Origin of the sequence: Roseicyclus amphidinii (assembly GCF_030163755.1) — a bacterium.
Taxonomy (GTDB): Bacteria; Pseudomonadota; Alphaproteobacteria; order Rhodobacterales; family Rhodobacteraceae; genus Roseicyclus; species Roseicyclus amphidinii.
Map to the genome: position 1 here is coordinate 25,750 of NZ_JASJOE010000033.1, position 16,012 is coordinate 41,761.

The window sequence follows — 16,012 nt, forward strand, 5'->3', positions numbered from 1 at the left end:
CTTGCCCGACCATGACGCCCCGCATCTCGATGCCGACCGCGCGCTTCGCTTTCATGACGGGTTCGCCCCCTACCGCAAGACACCGCTTCGGCGCGGTGCGATCGGGGACCGTGCCCTTTTGTGCAAGGACGAGACCGGCCGCATGGGCCTGGGTGCATTCAAGGCCATCGGCGGCACCTACGCGGTGGCCGTGCTTCTGGCGCGTGCGCTGGGGCTGGAGACGACCGAGGCCGACGCGCTGCGCGCCGCCCTCGCCGCGCATCACGGGCCGGTGCCGGTCTTTGTCTGTGCCAGCGCGGGCAATCACGGCATGGCGGTGGCCTTCGGCGCGCAGCACTTCGGCGCGCGCTGCCGCATCCACCTGTCCGACACGGTGCCGCAGGCCTTCGTCGGGCGGCTCGAGGCGCTGGGGGCCGAGGTGGTCCGCTCCGGCGCGACCTACGAAGAGAGCATCGCCGCCGCCATCGCGGACGCCGAGGCGACCGGCGCGATCCATCTCGCCGATGGGTCATGGCCCGGCTATACCGAGCCGCCGCGTCTGGTGATGGAGGGCTATACCGTCATGGCCGAGGAGATGCGCACCGATCTGGCCGCCGCGGGCGACTGGCCCAGCCATGTCTACCTGCAGGCCGGCGTGGGCGGCATGGCCGCCGCGGTCGCCGCCATGATCCGCCGCAACTGGGCGGTCCAACCCGAGATCGTGGTGGTCGAGCCCGAGGCCGCGCCCTGCCTGCGCGACAGCGCGCGGGCGGGCGAGATGGTGACGGTCGACGGGCCGGTCTCGACCATGGGGCGGCTTGACTGCAAGGCGCCCTCGATGTTGGCCTTCGACATACTGCGCCACGCCGCCGACCGCTACGTGACCGTCACCGATGCCGAGGCCGGAGAGGCCGCCCGGATCGCCGGGGCGATGGGGCTGGGCGCGACCACGCCCTCGGGCGCGGCGGGGCTTGCGGCGCTGCTGGCCGACGACGCCACCCTTGCAAAGCCGCCCGCGACGCCGCTGGTGATCCTCTCCGAAGGGGCGGAAGCCGCATGAGCGCCCCCGGCGCGCCCCTGTTCCCGGCCGAGGAATTCGCGGCGCGCTGCGAACGGGCGCAGGCGATGATGGCGGCCGAGGGGCTGTCCGCGCTCCTGCTGACGCGCGAGCCCGAGGTGCGGTATTACTCGGGCTTCCTGACCCGCTTCTGGGAAAGCCCGACGCGGCCATGGTTCCTGATCCTGCCCGCCACCGGCGCGCCGGTCGCGGTGATCCCGGCCATCGGCGCGCCGCTGATGGGGCGGACCTGGGTCACGGATATCCGCAGCTGGGATGCGCCGGATTACACCGACGACGGCATCGGCCTTCTGGCCGCGACCCTGCGCGAGTTGACCCCGCCGGGCGGCCGCATCGGCGTGGCCCGTCACCTCGAAAGCCACCTGCGCATGCCATTGGAGGGGCTGGCGCGCCTGACCGAAGCCCTCGGGGACCGGCGGATCACGGGTGACGCATCGATCACGGCCACGCTGCGACAGGTCAAATCCCCGCGCGAGATCGCCCGGATCGAGGCCATCACCGACATCGCCGGGCGCGCCTTCGACCGGGTCCCCGAGATCGCGGCCGAGGGCGTGCCCCTTTCGACCGTGTTCCGCCGGTTCCAGGCCCTCTGCCTCGAGGAGGGCGCGGATTGGGTGCCCTATCTCGCCGGGGCGGCGGGGCCGGGCGGCTATGACGACGTGATCTCGCCCGCCACCGATGCGCCGCTGGCGCGGGGCGATGTGCTGATGCTGGACACCGGCGCGGTGCGCGACGGGTATTTCTGCGACTTCGACCGCAACCTCTCGGTCGGGCCGCCCTCGCCCGCGGTCGCAGCCGCCCATGCGCGGCTGATCGAGGCCGTCGCCGCAGGGCTTGAGGCCGCGCGCCCCGGCGCGCGGTTTTGCGACATTCATGCCGCGATGGAGGCCGTTGTGCGGCTCGGGCCGGGGTCGGGGCGGCTTGGGCACGGTCTGGGAATGGAGCTGACCGAGGGGCCGTCGATCATCCCCGCCGACCGCACGGTGCTGGTGCCGGGGATGGTCCTGACGCTCGAGCCCTCCGTGAGGGTCGAGGGCGGGCGGCTGATGGTCCACGAAGAGGACATCGTGATCGAGCCGGGCGGCGCACGGTTCCTCACGCGCCCGGCGGGGCCGGAGTTGCAGGTGATCTGATGGAGCTCGACCACGTGTCCGACCCCGTCCGCCCGCCGCAGATCGGCGTCATCGTCCTGCAGGCCGACGAAACCCTCGAGCCCGATTTCCGCCGCCTTTTGCCCGCGCCCGTCGAGGTGCTGGCCACCCGCGTCCCCTCGGGCCAGCACGTCCTGCCCGAGACGCTGGCCGCGATGGAGGGGACGCTGTCCGAGGCCGCCGGACGGCTGCCCGAGGGGGCGCGCTTTGCCGCGGTGGGCTACGGCTGCACCTCGGCCACGGCCCAGATCGGGGCCGATCAGGTCCACGCGCGCATCCGCGCCGGGCTGAACGCGCCCGACCTGCCGGTCAGCGACCCGGTGACCGCCTGCCTTGCGGCGGCGCGTGCGCTGGGCATCTCGCGCATCGGGCTGGTCAGCCCCTATGTCGCCAGCGTCTCGGACCGGCTCAGGGCGGTCTTCGCCGCCGGTGGCCTCGACGTCGCGGGTTTCGGCAGCTTCAACGTCTCGGAAGAGGCGCGCGTCGTCCGCATCTCCGGCCCCTCGATCCGCGAAGCGGGCACACGGATCGGCGCGGCGCAGGACTGCGAGGCGGTCTTCCTGTCCTGCACCAACCTGCGCACCCTCGACGAGATCGAGCCCATCGAGGCCGCCATCGGCAAGCCGGTGCTGGCCAGCAACCAGGTGCTGGCATGGCACCTTGCGATGCTGGGCGGGGTCGCGGGGCAGGCCCGCATCCCCGGCGCGCTTGGCGCGGTCAGCCGACCACGTTGAACTCGGGGCCGTAGGGATAGCCGGTGATGTTCTCCGCGCCGTCCTCGGTGATGATCAGGATGTCATGCTCGCGGTAGCCACCGGCGCCGGGCTGCCCCTCGGGGATGGTCAGCATCGGCTCCATCGAGATGACCATGCCGGGCTGCAGCACCGTGTCGATATCCTCGCGCAGCTCCAGCCCCGCCTCGCGCCCGTAGTAATGCGACAGCACGCCGAAGGAATGGCCGTAGCCGAAGGTGCGGTATTGCAGCAGGTCGCGCTCGGCGAGGAAGGCGTTGATCGCCTGCGTCACGCCCGAGCAGCTGGCACCGGGCTTCAGCAGGCTCATCCCGTAGTCATGGGTGGCGACATTGGCCTCCCAGATCGCCAGGCTCGCGGCATCGACCTCGGCCGCGAACAGCGTGCGTTCGAGCGCGGTGTAATAGCCCGAGATCATCGGGAATGTGTTGAGGCTCAGGATATCGCCGCGTTCCAGCCGCCGGGCAGTGACCGGGTTATGCGCGCCGTCGGTGTTGATGCCCGACTGGAACCAGACCCAGGTATCCCGATACTCCGCCTCGGGGAAGCGGCGCGCGATCTCCAGCTCCATCGCGTCGCGCCCGGCCATGGCCACGTCGATCTCGCGCGCGCCCAGCGCGATGGCCTCGCGGATGGCATGGCCGCCGATATCGGCGGTCTCGGCCCCGGCGCGGATCAGCGCGATCTCGGCGGGTGATTTGTGCATCCGGCGCAGCATGGTGGCCGGTGCGATGTCGCGCGTCTCGGCAGGCGCGAGGAAGGCCTCGAGCCGCGCCTTCTGCGCCAGCGTCAGGTGGTCGGCCTCGACCCCGATCACCGCGCCTGTGCCAGTGACCGCGCGCACCGCGCGCCAGTAGTTGTCGCGCTGCCAGTCGGTGTAGGTGATCGCGTCGCCATGCGCCCGCCGCCACGGCTGGGCCGCGTCGATGCCCGCCGAGATGACGACGCTCTCGGTCGCCGTCACCACCAGCGCATAGGGCCGCCCGAAGGCGCAGTAAAGGAACCCTGAGTGATAGGCGATGTTGTGCATCGAGGTCAGCACGGCCGCGCCGATGCCCTCGACCTCCATGTCCTGACGCAGGCGCGCGAGGCGGGCCTCGTATTCCTCGGGCGCGAAGGGAAGGGTCTTTTCACCCTGGTGGAAGCGATAGAATTCGGGACGGTCCATGTGACCTCCTCCTTGCATGGATCCGCGCCGGGCGCGGCCTTGGCTCCGGGGCCGGCGCATCGGCGGGGATCACGGTTCCCGGCGTTCAGGAGGGGGGCAGGCATGCGCCCGCGGGCGCACGTGTCGGCGACGCCATCGCCGGCCCTGCGACCCGCAGAGAAGCAAACCTCGGCCCGGAAATCAAGCGGTGCGGCGGGTCACGCGGGCCGGTCGCTCAACACCTGCGCGCAAAGGCGGTCACCGCGTCGAACAAGGCCCCTGCCCGCGCCTCGGCATTGAGGAAATGGGTCCCGCCGTTGATCTCGACATAGTCCCGGTCGGTCATCGTGAGCCGGTCGAACAGGGCGAGCGCATCGCTCCGGGTCGAGGTCGGGTCCTGCGCGCCCCGGATCAGCAGCGTGGGACAGTCCAGCTCGGACGGGTCGTAGATCGGCCGCCCGTTGAAACACTCCCACAACTCCTGAAAGGTGCCGTTCGGCACCCGGAAACAGGGCTGCGGCCCCTCGGTCGCGCTGCCGTCATCCGCGACCGAGGCCGCGACCAGCGCCTCCATCACGGCGTCGTCGCGCCAGCCCTGCGCCCCCGCGGGAAGCTGCCCGTCCCAGCGCAGCCGCGTGTCCGACAGATCGACACGCCGAAAGGCGTCCAGCGGGCGCAGGCGGGTGCGGTCGGCGGGGTCGGCCAGCATGTCGATCCACCCGGCATTCGCCTCGGCGAAGATCGGCGCGTAGAGGCACAGCCCCTTCACCCGGTCACGGCCGGGGCCCAGCGCGTAGCGCGCCGTCGTCAGCGTGCCCCAGGACCAGCCCGCCAGCACGAGCTGCGCGGTGCCGTGGCGGGCGGTGATCCACCGGACCGCGTCGTCGATGTCGACCATCGCCTCGGGCCCGGTGGCGTAGGGCCGCGCCTCGGGGAAGCGCGCGGGCTGCGACAGCCCGTAGCCGCGAATGTCGAGCGCATAGGCGCTGAACCCCGCATCCGCCATCACCTGCAACCAGTTCAGCCGCGCATCGGGCAGGTCGAAGATCCGCCCCGAAAAGGTCGCGCCATGCACGAACAGGATGGGCGGCCCCTCGCCGCGCTGGCGCAGGGTCAGGGTCAACCCCGGCTCGGTCGAGGACGAGATAGGGTGGTGTCGGCTGCGGTCGAAGGCGCGCCAGCCGTCCATGCTCAGGCGACCTTGAGGAGGATCTTGCCGATATTGGCCCCGCTTTCCATGCGGGCATGGGCCTTGGCCGCCTCCTCCAGCGCGAAGGTGCTGTCATGCACCGGCCCGATCGCGCCGCTTTCGAGATGCGGCCAGACATGCGCTTCGAGCGCGGCTGCGATCTCGGCCTTCGCCTCGAGCGACTGCGGCCGCAAGGTCGAGCCGGTGAAGGTCAGGCGACGGGTCATGACCTGCATCAGGTCGATATCGACCCGCGAGCCCTGCAGATAGGCGATCTGCACCAGCCGCCCGTCATTGGCGAGCGCCGCGAGGTTGCGGGCGATGTAGTCGCCCCCCACCATGTCGAGCACGAGGTTCGCGCCGCCCTCGGCCTTCACGATCTCGACGTAATCCTGCGTCCGGTAGTTGATGGCGATCTCCGCGCCCAGCCGGGTGCAGACCTCGCATTTCTCGGGCGTGCCGGCGGTGGCGAAGACCCGCGCGCCGGACAGCGCCGCAAGCTGGATCGCCGTTGTCCCGATCCCCGACGAGCCGCCATGAACGAGGAAGGTTTCGCCCTCCTTGAGCCCGCCGCGCATGAAGACATTGGTCCAGACGGTAAAGTAGTTCTCGCACAGCCCCGCGGCCTCGGCCAGCGACATGCCCTTGGGCACCGGCAGGGCCTGGCGCTCGTCGGTGACAGCATATTCGGCATAGCCGCCGCCGGGCAACAGCGCGGTGACGGCGTCGCCTTCCTTCCAGCGGGTGACGTTCGGCCCCACCGCGGCGACATGGCCGGCCGCCTCGAGCCCCGGCAGGGGCGAGGCATCGGGGGGCGGCGCGTAATTGCCTGCCCGCTGCAGCGCGTCGGGGCGGTTCACGCCCGCATGGTCGATGCGGATCAGGATCTGCCCGTCGCCCGGCCGCGGCACCGGCGCGGTGGCGGGGGTCAACACCTCGGGCCCGCCGTATCTGCTGATCTCGACGACGGTCATGGCGTTGGGCAGGGTCATTGCGGCCTCTCGGGGATGATGTGTGGTGTCGGATGAGGGGGGCGCGCAGGCCGCGCCCCCCCTTGTCGGGTGCTGCGACCGGCTCAGATGCGCCCGGTCATGGTCAGGAACTCGCGCAGCATCTCGCCGAGGCGGCCGGAGTATTCCGGGTCCTGCGCCGAGAACTCGTCGACGACCTCCAGCGACGCGGTGCGGAAGGCGGCGATGGTCTCGTCATCCATCCGGGTCAGCGTGCCGTTGAAATCGTTCACGAATTCCTGCTTGTAGAGGTAGTCACGATACAGGAAATGCGCCGCCGCCTCGGCCGAGGTCGCGCGGGTCACCTCGTTCACCACCGCCTGCAGCTCGGTCCCGATCGAGTTCCACGCCTCGAGGCCGACCATCACCTCGCCGTTCAGGTGACCGACCAGGTCGGGCTCGATGATATGCGAACAGACCTCCTGGAAGTTCATGCCCCAGGCGGTTGCCGTGGCGCCCCAATGCGCACCGTCCACGACGCCCGTCTGCAGCGCCTGGTACAGCTCGCCACCGGGGATCGAGACGGGGGCCGCCCCGACCTTCTCGAGCACGAGGCCCGCCGCCCCGGTCGAGCGCACCGGCCAGCCCGAGAAGTCATCCACCGTCACCAGCGGACGGTTCGCCCAGAGGGTCAGGCCCGAGTAGGACACCGGCCCGACCTGGTGGACGCCCTGCGCGGCATAGGCTTCGCGGATCACGTCGATGGCGCCCATCTCGAAGTAAAAGATGTCCATCTCCTCGTGGCCCTGCCAGGTGCCGATATGGCCGTTCAGGTGGCCGGCCGAGGGGATGCGCCCGATCCAGTAGGCGGGGTAGATGAAGGCGCTTTCCAGCAGGCCGCGGCGCACCGCGTTCAGCACCTCGCCGGTGGGGACGATGGCGCCGGGGGCGTAGGGCTCGATGGTCAGTTCGCCGCCGGTGGCCTCGGTGATGCGGTTGCAATACCGCACGAAGACCTCGTCGTAATACCAGTTGCCCGTGGGCCAGTGGGTCTGCATCCGCCAGGTCGTCGTGCCCTGCGCGATCGCGGCGGGTGCCGCAAGGGTCATGCCGGCGGCGGTCCCGGCGGAGGCGGCCAGGAAACCGCGGCGCGAGACGCTCTTGGTCGTGTCAGTCATGGTCTTTCCTTCTCCCTTGGTGGTTCGTCTTCCTCGGGCCTCAGCGGCCCTCGGGAAGGTCGGTGAAGCTGGTCAGCAGCTCCGGAAACAGGAAGATCGCCACGCCTGTCGCCAGCATCAGGAACAGGAACGGGGTGATCGCGCGATAGATCTCGGAAATCGGCGTCTGGGGGCTCAACGTCTTGAGATAAAAGAGGTTGTAGCCAAAGGGCGGCGAGATGTAGCCGATGCAGAGGTTCAGTTGGAACAGGATGCAGAACCAGATCGGATCATAGCCCAGCTGCGTGACGATCGGGAAGAAGATCGGCAGCACCAGCAGGATGATCCCCACCGGGTCGAGGAACATGCCCAGCACCAGCGTGATCAGCTGCATCAGCACGATCATCATCCACGGTTCGATCTCGAGCCCCAGCAGGTAGCCCTGCATGAAGCGCGTGCCGCCACCGCCGCCATAGACCGCGACAAAGGCCGAGGCCCCGAAGACGATCCAGATCACCATCCCGGTCAGGCTCGCGCTCTCGAAACTGACGGTCTTGATGTAGGACCAGTTCAACTCGCCCCGGATCGCCACCGACAGGATCACCGCGGCCGCGCCCACCGCGGCGGCCTCGGTCGGGGTGGCGATGCCCGCGAAGATCGAGACCAGCACCGACAGGATCACCAGGAGCGGCAGGATGACCGAGCGCAGCGACCGGATGCGCTCGCCCAGCGGGGCCAGCGCGTCCGCGCCGGGGGCCAGATGCGGGTTGAGGCGGCTCTTGATGCCCACGTAGAGCATGAACATGGCCAGCATCAAAAGGCCCGCGACCAGTCCTCCGAGGAACAGTCGGCCGACCGACTGGCCGGTTTCCAACCCGATGAGGATCAGCGTGATCGACGGCGGAATGAGGATGCCCAGCGTCCCCGATGCCCCGATCGTGCCCAGCATGAACCGCTTGTCATAGCCGCGCTTTTCCATCGCGGGCATGCCCACCAGCCCGGTGGTGACGGTCGAGGCGGCGCAGCTTCCGGTCATCGCCGACAAGGTCGCCGCGAAGCCCGACGTGCCGATCAGCAGTCCGCCCGGCGTGCGGCCGGACCACAGGTAGAACGCCTGGTAGAGGTCATCGGCGATGCGCGAGCGCGCCAGCGCCACCCCGATGAAGACGAAGAGCGGGATCGCCGACAACAGGATCGACCACATCGAGCCGAACATCGTCGACACGATGGTGAACATCCCGTTCATGCCGAACACCAGCAGGCCGAAGACCACCGCCGTCCCACCCAGCGCAAAGGTCAGCGACACGCCGAACAGGATCGCCACAAGCAGCATGCTGAACATGCCGATCGTCAGGATTTCGGGGCTCATTTCGCGGCACTCCGGCTGTAGTCCTTGCGGCCGACATCGGCCGACGGGGTGATGATCAGGATGATGGAGCGGATCGCCTCGACGATGCCCTGCAGCGTGATGCTGGCCACGCCCACGAACATCGCCAGCTTGACCGGCCACATCGGATGGCGCAGCGCGCTGTCGTCGACCTCGTTGAAGCGCCAGCTGTCCTCGAAGAACCAGAAGGCCTCGTAGGTCAGCACCGCCCCCCAGAGCACCAGGAAACTGAAATTCACAAGGTCCAGAAAGGCCTTCCACCGGTCCGACCCGACGTTCAGCAGCAGGTCGACCCGGACGTGATCCTTGCGCAGCAGGGTGTAGGCCCCGACCAGCACGAAATACCCGCCGAAGATGCGCTGAGTGTAGCCATGCGCCCAAAGCGTCGGCTGCTCGAAGACGTAGCGGGCCACGACCTCGAAACAGAGCACGACGATCCCGGCCCAAAGAAGGAAGCTGACCAGCTTCCCGATGCCCTCATTCAGGCTGTCGACGATACTCAGTAGCTTCATGGGCCCGTCCTTGATGCGAATGCGTCCTGTTCGATGAGATCGACCGCGCGCCGGGCGAACCGCTCGGCCAAGGGCCCGAGGGTCGCGGCCTCCTGCGACGCGGCCGAGCCGCTGCGCGCCCGGTCGGCGATGCCGACGAAGATCACGGAGAAGCGGAAGAGCGCGAAGGCGAGGTGGAACAGCCCAAGCGGCGCGGTCGGCCGGGCGTGGGCGTAATATTCGGCCAGGAACCTGTCGGGCTCCGGTATGCCCGCGTCCCGCCAATCGGTCCCGACCAGCCCGCCGTATTCGTCGGGCGCGCTGTGCCAGGGCAACATGCAGAACCCGAGATCGGCCAGCGGGTGACCGAGCGTCGACAGCTCCCAGTCCAGCACGCCGATGATGCGCGGCTCGGTGGGGTGGAACATCATGTTCCCGATGCGGAAATCGCCATGGGCGATCGAGATGGCCCCGTCATCCTCGGGCATGTTCTCGGGCAGCCACGCCACCAGCCGGTCCAGCGCCTCGATGCGCGGCCCGGTCGAGCCTTCGTATTGCCGGGTCCAGCGGGCGATCTGGCGGGCGAAGTAATTGCCGGGGCGGCCGTAATCGGCCAGCCCGATCTCGTCGGGACGCAGGGCGTGCAGCCGCGCCAGCACCCGCGCAAGGTCGAGATACATCTCGTGCCGCGCGTCGGGCGCGACACCGGGCAGGCCGGCATCGGCAAAGACCCGCCCCTCCAGCCGCCGCATGATGTAGAACGGCGTGCCGAGGATCGCGTCATCCTCTTCGAGGAACAGCGCCTCGGGCACCGGAACCTCGGTCCCCTGCAGCGCGCGCAGCACGCGGAACTCCCGTTCGACGGCATGGGCCCCCGGCAGGATCGGGCCGTCCGGCTTCTTGCGCAGCACGAGGCGGTCCGCGCCGCGGTCCACGAACCATGTCGGGTTCGACTGCCCGCCGCCGATCCGGCGGAGCGTCAGCGCCCCCTCGCCCGGCAGATGCGCCGCCAGCCACCCGGCCAGCGCGGCGGTATCCAGACCGGCATCCTGGCCGCCGTGGTCCCGCCCTTCCCCTGCCCCGCTCATGCCGCGCTCTCGCGGCTGGCCATCTCGCGCGCCGTCTCGCGCAGGAGGAACTTCTGGATCTTGCCCGTCGCGGTCTTCGGCAGGTCGCAGAAGACGAAGCGCCGCGGGCGCTTGAAGCCGCCCAGCCGGGCGCGGCAGAATGCGTCGAGCGCCTCGGCGGTCAGCTCGCTGCCGCGGCGCAGCTCGACGAAGGCCCAGGGCGTTTCGCCCCATTTCGGATGCGGCGCGGCGACCACCGCCCCCAGCACGACATCGGGATGGGCATGCAGCACCTTTTCCACCTCGAGGCTCGAGACATTCTCGCCGCCGGTGATGATGACATCCTTGGCGCGGTCGCGGATCTCGATCTGACCGTCGGGATGCATCACGGCGAGGTCGCCGGAATGGAACACCCCGCCGCGGAACGCCTCTTCGGTGGCCTCGGGATTGCGCAGGTAGCCCGCCATCAGCGTGTTGCCCGACAGCACGATCTCGCCCAGCGTCTCGCCATCGGCGGGCACGTCCGCGCCGGTCTCGTCCACCACGCGGGCGCGCCCCGCGGTGGCGTGCCGCCGCCCCTGCCGCGCCATCAGCGCCGCGCGGGTGCCGATCTCGGCCGCGGGGTCGCCGGGATCGTTGATCGTGGCCGGGCCGAAGCTTTCGGTCAGCCCGTAGAGATGCAGCAGGTCGAACCCGAGCGCCGAAAGCTTCTCGAGCAGGGCCGGTGTGGGCGCGGCCCCGCCGGTGGCCACGCGCACCCGGACCGGCGGCGGCTCGGTCGCGTGTTCCAGCAGCATGTAGAGCACCACCGGCGCGCAGCTCATGTGGGTGACGGCATGGGCTTCGATCTGCTCGAGGATCAGCTGGGGATCGACACGGTCGAGGCAGACATGCAGCCCCCCCGCGGCGGTCACCGCCCAGCCGTGGCACCAGCCGTTGCAGTGAAACAGCGGCAGCGTCCACAGGTAGCGCGCGCCCTCGGTCAGCCCGAGCGACAGCACGTTGCCCATCGCGTTCAGGTAGGCCCCGCGGTGATGGTAGACGACCCCCTTGGGGCGGCCCGTCGTCCCGGACGTGTAGTTGAGGCTGATCGGCTGCGTCTCGTCCGATACGCAGGCCATCAGGTCCAGCGGCTCCACCGCGCCGGAGAAGAAATCGAGGCCGTCGCCCGCCCCCGGCGCGCTGCACAGCAGCTCGACCGGGATGGACAGCCCCGCCAGATCGGGAACGAACGCCGGGTCGCACAGCAGGGCGCGGCTTCCGGCATGCTCGAGGATATAGGCGATCTCCTCGGTCGACAGCCGGGTGTTGATCGTGTTCAGCACCGCGCCAAGGGCGGGCACCGCGAAATGGGCGGCGATCATCTCGGGGCGGTTGGGCAGGATGACCGACACCACGTCACCCGGCCCGATCCCGCCGCGGCGCAGATGCGCGGCCATGCGCGCCACCAATGCCCCGAACTCGGCATAGCTCCAGATCCGGTCCCGCCAGGCAACGGCGGGCCGCGCGCCGTGGACCTCGAGCGTCCGGTCGAGCAATTCGAGCGGCGACAGGGGCCGGAAATTCGCGGCGCGCGGGGCAAGATGCGGGTCGGTGAACACGGGTCTCAAGGCTCCTTGGTGGGCGGGCGGCGGCAGCGGGGGCGATGCGATGGGCTCAGGCGTCGGCGACGTCCCAGTGCCAGAACCCGCGGCCTTGCTCGGCGAGGTGGCGGTTCAGCACCATCTGGTGAACCTCGTCCGCGCCATCGACCAGCCGCGCCTGCCGGGCGTAGCGGTAGATCCATTCCAGCACGGTATCCTTGGAATAGCCCCGCGCCCCGTTGATCTGGATGCCCACGTCCGCCGCCTTGTGCAGAAGGTTGGCGACATGGATCTTCGCCATCGACACTTCCTTGCGCGCGAAACTGCCCTGCTCGAGCGCCCATGCCGCCTTCATCACCAGCAGCCGCCCGATCTCGATGCCCATGGCAAGGTCGCCCAGCTTGATCTGGATGCTTTCACGGTCCGCCAGCCGGACGCCGAACCCCTCGCGCCGCTCGGCATAGTCGCGCGCGATCTCGGTGCAGCGTTTGGCCAGCCCGAGCCAGCGCATGCAATGGGTCAGCCGCGCAGGCCCGAGGCGCATCTGCGTCACCTTCAGGCCAAGCCCCTCGCCCATAAGCACGCGGTCCGCGGGCAGGACCATGCCGTCATAGATCAGCTCGCAATGCCCGCCATGCTCTTCGGGGCCCATGATGGGAATGCGGCGTTCGACGTGCCAGCCGGCATCCTTGCGGTCATGCAGGAAGGCCGTGAGCCCCCGCCGCGGATCGTCCGAGGTGCGGGCGACGAGAATGAAATGATCGGCCTCGTCGGCGCCGGTGATATACCATTTGCGCCCCGAGATGACATACCCGTCCGCGGTCTTCTCGGCGCGGGTCAGCATCATGCCGGGGTCCGATCCGCCGCCCGGATGCGGCTCGGTCATGGCAAAGGACGAGCGCACCGCGCCCGACACGATCGGATCGAGCCAGCGCGCCTTCTGGTCCGGCGTCGCGGCCTGTTCCAGCACCATCATGTTGCCGTCGTCGGGCGCGGCCGAGTTGAACACCACGGGGCCGAAGATCGAGCGGTTCATCTCTTCGTAGCAGACCGCCATGCCCATCCGCCCGAGGTCCTGCCCGCCGCTTTCGGCCTTGAGTTGCAGACACCACAGCCCCTCGGCCCTGGCCTTGGCGCGCAGTTCGGCAAGCGGCGCGTGCGCGATGTTGCCATGCGCGTCCCAGGCCGTCGGATCCGCCTCGGCGGGAAGGACATGATCTTCCACGAAGGCCGCGATGCGGGCGCGATAGTCTTCGATGCGGGGCGAGATTTTGAAATCCATGCTCGGATCCTTCAGATCGATGTCACGAGATGGCCGCCGTCGACCACCACGTCGGTTCCGGTCATGTGCCGGCCCAGGTCCGACACGAGAAGAAGAAGCGGCCCGTCTAGGTCCTCGGGCTGCCCGACGCGGCGCTGCGGAATGCGCTTGATCAGGGCCCGACCGGCGTCGGAGGCGAAGAACTCCCGGTTCAGGTCGGTCTCGACATAGCCCGGCGACAGGGCGTTCACCCGGATGCCGTGCCGCGCCCATTCCAGCGCCTGCGCGCGGGTCATCTGCAACAGCCCCGCCTTGGAGGCGGCATAGGCGCTTACATGCCCCGCCACGCGATACGCCAGGATCGAGGCGACATTGACGATGACCCCGCCACGCCCCTCGGCGATCATCGCAGCGGCCGCCGCCCGCGCGACATGGAACGGCCCCTTGAGGTTGGTGTCGATGACACGGTCGAGCGTTTCGGCGTCGTGATCCAGCGCCGAGACAGAGGCAGCCACGCCCGCATTGTTGATCACGATGTCGAAGGCCCCCTGCCCGAGCGCCGCGGCGACGGCCTCCGCATCGGCCACGTCAAGCGACAGCGGTCGCGCCGTGCCGCCCGCGGTGACGATCTCGCGGCACAGCGCCTCGGTCCGGTCGGCGCGACGGGCGGCGGCGGTCACCGCGACCCCTTGCCCCGCAAGGACGCGGGCGAAATGCGCTCCCAATCCCGACGACGCCCCCGTCACGAGGGCAGACTTGCCCGCAAGCCCGGGCCAGCACAGGGCTTGATCCGTTCCCATGATCGCAGCCTCCCCTCCGCAAATCTATCGAACGCTCGTTCGAAAAGTTATAAGCGACTTGCCACTTTGTCGCAAGCCTTCCGTGCGCCGACGCGTTAAGATCGGGTCCGTGACCATGCATGATGCTGATATCGCCAAACTTTACGGAAGCGCCGAGCGCATCGACAACGCCAGCATGTGCCGGGCGATCTTCCTGCGCCACAAGGACACGATCTCGGTGCAGAAGCCCGACATCGCCTTGCCGCGGCTGCAGGCGATCCTCGAGGCGGCGCTGAACCTGTCGAACCGCCGCGGCTTCGACGCGATGTCGCTGCGCGATCTCTGCGAGGCCTCGGGCATGTCGATCGGCGGGCTTTACGCCTATGTCGACGGCAAGACGATGCTGCTCAAGATGATCCTGACCGAGGTCACCTGTGTCGTCGATGCCGTATTGTCCAACCCGCCCGAGGGCGTGACCCACGATCCCGAGGCCTATCTGCGCTGGCTGATCGACGCCCACCTGCGGCTGACCGAGGATCTGCTGCCCTGGTTCACCTTTGCCTTCATGGAGGCCAAGACCTTTCCCAGGGCCGAGCGGCAGATGGCCATCGACAGCGAGGCCCTGACCGAACAACATTTCGCCGATGTGATCCGCGACGGCATCGCACGCGGCCGGTTCCGCGCCGACACCTCAGACCTGCTGCCGGCGCTGATCAAGCCCTTGCTGCAGGACTGGTATGTCAAACGATCCAAGTATCGGCGTCGGGGCGTCACGCTCGAGAGCTACAGCGCCACCGTGCAGGACATTGTGCTGACCGCCTGCCTGCCCCTGCCCTGCCACGGCCACGACCCGGCCGCCTGACGCTGCAGCGCGGGGCCCGCGCCGAAGGGCTCAGAACATCGCCTGCATCCAGTCGGGCAACCGCAGCCGCGTCGGCGCATACCCGTCAGTCCGGTAAAGGAATTGCCCGTCGTTCTCGTAGCGCAGCCCCGCCAGCTGCGCGACACAGGCCGCGTGCCCTTCGGCAAAGGCCATTTCCGTCGCCGTGTCGAACTCGCGGAACACCTTGCCATGACGCCGACCGGCACGTTTCCAGCTGACCAGCCGCCCACTGGCGATCATGTCGGCGACATTGACATTCGCGGCGTCATACGCGGCCGTGGCGATGGCCTTCCGCGCGCTGCGACGCCGCTCCAGCTCGACCGTGCTGACGAAACGCAAGTGGAACAGGGCAACCGTCTCGGCAAGCGGCGCGGGCGCAGTGAATGTTCCATGCGCCCCGGGGGTGAAGGCGACCGGCCCCTTGGCGATACAGGATTTCGAATAGAACGGCGAAAACAGGCCCTTGCGGCACTGCGCGGCGATCCCCTGCCCCGCGTCGTAGCGCTCTGCGCCGGGTTGATCGGGAAACAGCTCGTAACCGGCGACCGAGCGCGCGCTTGTCCCGTCGAGGGCAAGCAGGCACTCGGCAAGGCTTTGCTCCTCCTGGACCGGCACGATCAGCTCGTCCACGTCCAGGCACAGGACCGTGTCGAAATACCCTGTCAGTGCATTGGTCAGATCGGTGAGGAACCGCCACCGGGTCCAATCGAAATCGAGATCGACAGTCTCACGCGGCAACAGGAGAATATTGCAGCCCTGTGCGATGCGACGGGCCTCGGCATCCTCGCCATGCAGGACGATGAACAGGTTCTGTCGGCCGATATGGCGCTCGAAATACCCGATCCAGCGGTCGAGGAACCAATTGTCGTCCCAAACCATGGTGATGGCTGCAATCGACATGTCACGCCCCGCTTACCGAACACGCGACAAGGGTCCGCGTTTCGAGGCGGGAATGCAAGCTGTCAGGCAGCCCAAAGAAAAGCGACATTAAGGCCAATCGGCCCGGCGCGCATGCTGGATTTGGGGAATGCATCGTCTGAGAGATACTTGGTGTTTCTTTCTAGGTTTGGCGGTGACCTACTCTCCCACGTCTTGAGACGCAGTACCATTGGCGCGGTCGCACTTAACGGCCGGGTTCGGAAAGGGACCGGGTGTTTT

Annotated in this window: 15 protein-coding genes and 1 rRNA gene; 4 read left to right on the forward strand and 12 right to left on the reverse strand. The window is 68.8% G+C overall.

Annotation, left to right across the window (positions count from 1 at the left end; all coding sequences use genetic code 11):
• Position 1: 1 nt before the first annotated feature.
• The 3 genes from QQK83_RS12000 to QQK83_RS12010 are packed head-to-tail and all read left to right on the forward strand — an operon-like array spanning position 2 to position 2,942.
• Entirely contained in the window at positions 2-1,039 is a 1,038-nt protein-coding gene (locus tag QQK83_RS12000) for a pyridoxal-phosphate dependent enzyme (RefSeq protein WP_284264502.1), read from the forward strand.
• A complete protein-coding gene (locus QQK83_RS12005; RefSeq protein ID WP_284264504.1) occupies positions 1,036-2,190 on the forward strand; it encodes a M24 family metallopeptidase in 1,155 nt (384 codons plus the stop codon). Before QQK83_RS12000 ends, QQK83_RS12005 begins: the two co-directional genes overlap by 4 nt.
• A complete protein-coding gene (locus tag QQK83_RS12010; RefSeq protein ID WP_284264506.1) occupies positions 2,190-2,942 on the forward strand; it encodes a maleate cis-trans isomerase family protein in 753 nt (250 codons plus the stop codon). Before QQK83_RS12005 ends, QQK83_RS12010 begins: the two co-directional genes overlap by 1 nt.
• On the opposite strand, the gene QQK83_RS12015 is transcribed toward QQK83_RS12010, so the two are convergent.
• The 10 genes from QQK83_RS12015 to QQK83_RS12060 form a co-directional block, all read right to left on the reverse strand.
• A complete protein-coding gene (locus QQK83_RS12015) occupies positions 2,926-4,128 on the reverse strand; it encodes an aminopeptidase P family protein (protein ID WP_284264508.1) in 1,203 nt (400 codons plus the stop codon). The genes QQK83_RS12010 and QQK83_RS12015 overlap by 17 nt on opposite strands.
• Before the next feature lie 214 nt (positions 4,129-4,342).
• Positions 4,343-5,296, reverse strand: coding sequence for an alpha/beta hydrolase (locus QQK83_RS12020; protein WP_284264510.1), 954 nt, complete (start codon positions 5,294-5,296; stop codon positions 4,343-4,345).
• A gap of 2 nt (positions 5,297-5,298) precedes the next feature.
• A complete protein-coding gene (locus QQK83_RS12025; protein WP_284264512.1) occupies positions 5,299-6,288 on the reverse strand; it encodes an NAD(P)H-quinone oxidoreductase in 990 nt (329 codons plus the stop codon).
• An 83-nt stretch (positions 6,289-6,371) separates the two neighbouring features.
• Positions 6,372-7,424, reverse strand: a complete 1,053-nt coding sequence (dctP, locus tag QQK83_RS12030) for a TRAP transporter substrate-binding protein DctP (protein WP_284264513.1) — start codon at positions 7,422-7,424, stop codon at positions 6,372-6,374.
• 40 nt (positions 7,425-7,464) lie between these two features.
• The gene (locus tag QQK83_RS12035) at positions 7,465-8,772 is read right to left on the reverse strand and encodes a TRAP transporter large permease (protein WP_284264516.1); all 1,308 of its coding nucleotides are present in this window, start codon (positions 8,770-8,772) and stop codon (positions 7,465-7,467) included.
• Positions 8,769-9,302 (reverse strand): TRAP transporter small permease subunit, encoded by a 534-nt coding sequence (locus QQK83_RS12040; protein ID WP_284264517.1) that lies wholly within the window; start codon positions 9,300-9,302, stop codon positions 8,769-8,771. The genes QQK83_RS12035 and QQK83_RS12040 overlap by 4 nt, the downstream gene beginning before the upstream one ends.
• Positions 9,299-10,369 (reverse strand): phosphotransferase family protein, encoded by a 1,071-nt coding sequence (locus QQK83_RS12045; protein ID WP_284264519.1) that lies wholly within the window; start codon positions 10,367-10,369, stop codon positions 9,299-9,301. The genes QQK83_RS12040 and QQK83_RS12045 overlap by 4 nt, the downstream gene beginning before the upstream one ends.
• Positions 10,366-11,949, reverse strand: coding sequence for an AMP-binding protein (locus QQK83_RS12050; protein WP_284264531.1), 1,584 nt, complete (start codon positions 11,947-11,949; stop codon positions 10,366-10,368). Before QQK83_RS12050 ends, QQK83_RS12045 begins: the two co-directional genes overlap by 4 nt.
• A gap of 55 nt (positions 11,950-12,004) precedes the next feature.
• The gene (locus QQK83_RS12055; RefSeq protein WP_284264521.1) at positions 12,005-13,213 is read right to left on the reverse strand and encodes an acyl-CoA dehydrogenase family protein; all 1,209 of its coding nucleotides are present in this window, start codon (positions 13,211-13,213) and stop codon (positions 12,005-12,007) included.
• Positions 13,214-13,224: 11 nt separating this feature from the next.
• A complete protein-coding gene (locus tag QQK83_RS12060) occupies positions 13,225-13,992 on the reverse strand; it encodes an SDR family NAD(P)-dependent oxidoreductase (RefSeq protein WP_284264523.1) in 768 nt (255 codons plus the stop codon).
• A 115-nt stretch (positions 13,993-14,107) separates the two neighbouring features.
• On the opposite strand from QQK83_RS12060, the gene QQK83_RS12065 reads away from it, so the two are divergent.
• The gene (locus QQK83_RS12065) at positions 14,108-14,833 is read left to right on the forward strand and encodes a TetR/AcrR family transcriptional regulator (RefSeq protein ID WP_284264525.1); all 726 of its coding nucleotides are present in this window, start codon (positions 14,108-14,110) and stop codon (positions 14,831-14,833) included.
• Positions 14,834-14,863: 30 nt separating this feature from the next.
• Here QQK83_RS12065 and QQK83_RS12070 read toward each other — a convergent pair whose 3' ends face one another.
• Together QQK83_RS12070 and rrf are read right to left on the reverse strand one after the other, a co-directional pair.
• Entirely contained in the window at positions 14,864-15,754 is an 891-nt protein-coding gene (locus QQK83_RS12070) for a hypothetical protein (protein ID WP_284264527.1), read from the reverse strand.
• Between the two features lie 164 nt (positions 15,755-15,918).
• Positions 15,919-16,012, reverse strand: a 5S ribosomal RNA gene (gene rrf / locus QQK83_RS12075); the annotation flags it as partial.